Origin of the sequence: Lacihabitans sp. CS3-21 (genome assembly GCF_024343675.1) — a bacterium.
In the GTDB taxonomy this organism is placed as follows: Bacteria; Bacteroidota; Bacteroidia; order Cytophagales; family Spirosomataceae; genus Leadbetterella.
The window spans coordinates 1-1652 of sequence record NZ_RJUD01000077.1; the positions used below are offsets into that span (position 1 = coordinate 1).

At 38.0% G+C, this 1652-nt stretch carries 1 protein-coding gene; it reads left to right on the plus strand.

Annotation, left to right across the window (positions count from 1 at the left end):
- Positions 1-126: 126 nt before the first annotated feature.
- Positions 127-1629: a sodium:solute symporter gene (locus EGI24_RS14505; protein ID WP_255049181.1), complete on the plus strand. Its 1503-nt coding sequence runs from the start codon at positions 127-129 to the stop codon at positions 1627-1629.
- The last annotated feature ends 23 nt before the right edge of the window (positions 1630-1652 follow it).

The following is a 1652-nucleotide window of genomic DNA, read 5'->3' on the forward strand; positions in this document are numbered from 1 at the left end:
CGATGAAATGACGGCACTTCGGCTCCGCTCAGTGTCCAATGCGTTGTCTTAGCGATGGCCATTGAGCTTGCCGAAATGAGTCGAAGACAAACCCAAATTTAATATTCAACCCTATAAAAATAAAAAATGGCCCTCTTAGACATTTCCATAATTGTACTTTATCTGCTTGCCATGGTGGGTATTGGTGTATATTTTTCTAGAAAAAACAAGAGTACAGCTCAATTTACCACAGCCTCCAGCACCATTCCAGGTTGGGCGATTGGTATGAGTTTTTACGCTACTTTTTTAAGTGCAATAACTTTTTTGGGCGATCCTGGAAAATCATTCGGAAGCAACTGGAATCCCTTCGTATTTAGTATTTCAATGCCTTTTGCGGCTTATTTCTCTTCCAAGTTTTTCGTAAGTTTTTATCGAAATTCTGGTGAAATCAGTGCATATACACATCTCGAAAAACGTTTTGGGTCTTGGGCAAGAAGTTATGTCATGCTCTGTTTTATCCTTACACAATTGGCAAGAATGGGAACCATTTTTTATGCAATTGCCATCGCTATCAATGCTTTGACAGGTTTTGAAATACCTTTGATTATCGTTTTTTCGGGTGTTTGTGTGATTGTTTATACCGTTTTTGGAGGGATGGAAGCAGTTATTTGGACGGAAGTGGTACAAGCCGTTCTGAAAACTATGGGAGCGTTACTTATTTTAGGAATAATTTTGTATGCCATTGATATTCAAACAATTGTAAATGAGGGACTTGCAAAAGACAAATTTAGCCTAGGTTCCTTTAAGCCAGATTTTACTCAAAGTTCGTTTTGGGTGGTTTTTGTGTATGGATTTTTTATAAACTTGGTTAATTTCGGAGTGGATCAAAACTACATTCAACGCTACCACACTGCTCAAAATACCAAAGACGCACAGAAAAGCATTTGGCAATGTGTGATTTATTATGTGCCAGTTTCGTTCTTGTTTTTCTTCGTAGGTACTGCTTTGTTTGTTTATTATCAGCACTTTCCTGAGCAAATTCAAAGTTTGAAAGAATTGGTTTCTATCGAAAAAAGTATAGCATTTACTGATTTACAACCAGCAGATTATGGTGACAGAGTTTTGCCTCATTTTATCAAAACCAAAATCCCGACGGGTCTTTTGGGATTGTTGATGGCGGCTTTACTTTCAGCAGCCATGAGTACCATGAGCAGCAGTATGAACAGCTCGGCCACAGTTTTTTTGAAGGATTTTTACACACGATATTTCCATAAAAACTTAAATGATTTACAGCAACTCAAAGTTTTAAGAATTGCTACAGTTTGTTTTGGTTTGCTGGGAATCAGTTTCGGAATAGCCATGATAGGAGCCAAAAGTATTTTAGATATTTGGTGGAAACTCTCTGGAATATTCGCAGGAGGCATGTTGGGTATATTTTTGCTGGGTTTTTTGGTGAAAAATGCTGGAAAGGTGGCCGCTATTGGAGGAACTTTGGTAGGAGTGGTCGTAATCGCTTATTTATCCCTTCAAACCTATTTGCCAGAAAGCTTCAAAACCAATTTGGAACCTAAAATGACTGTAGCATTTGGCACGTTAACGATTGTTGGAGTTGGCTGGTTGATTACCAAACTTCAAAGCAATAAGTCTTAACATTTTCTCTTTAAGACGCTAAT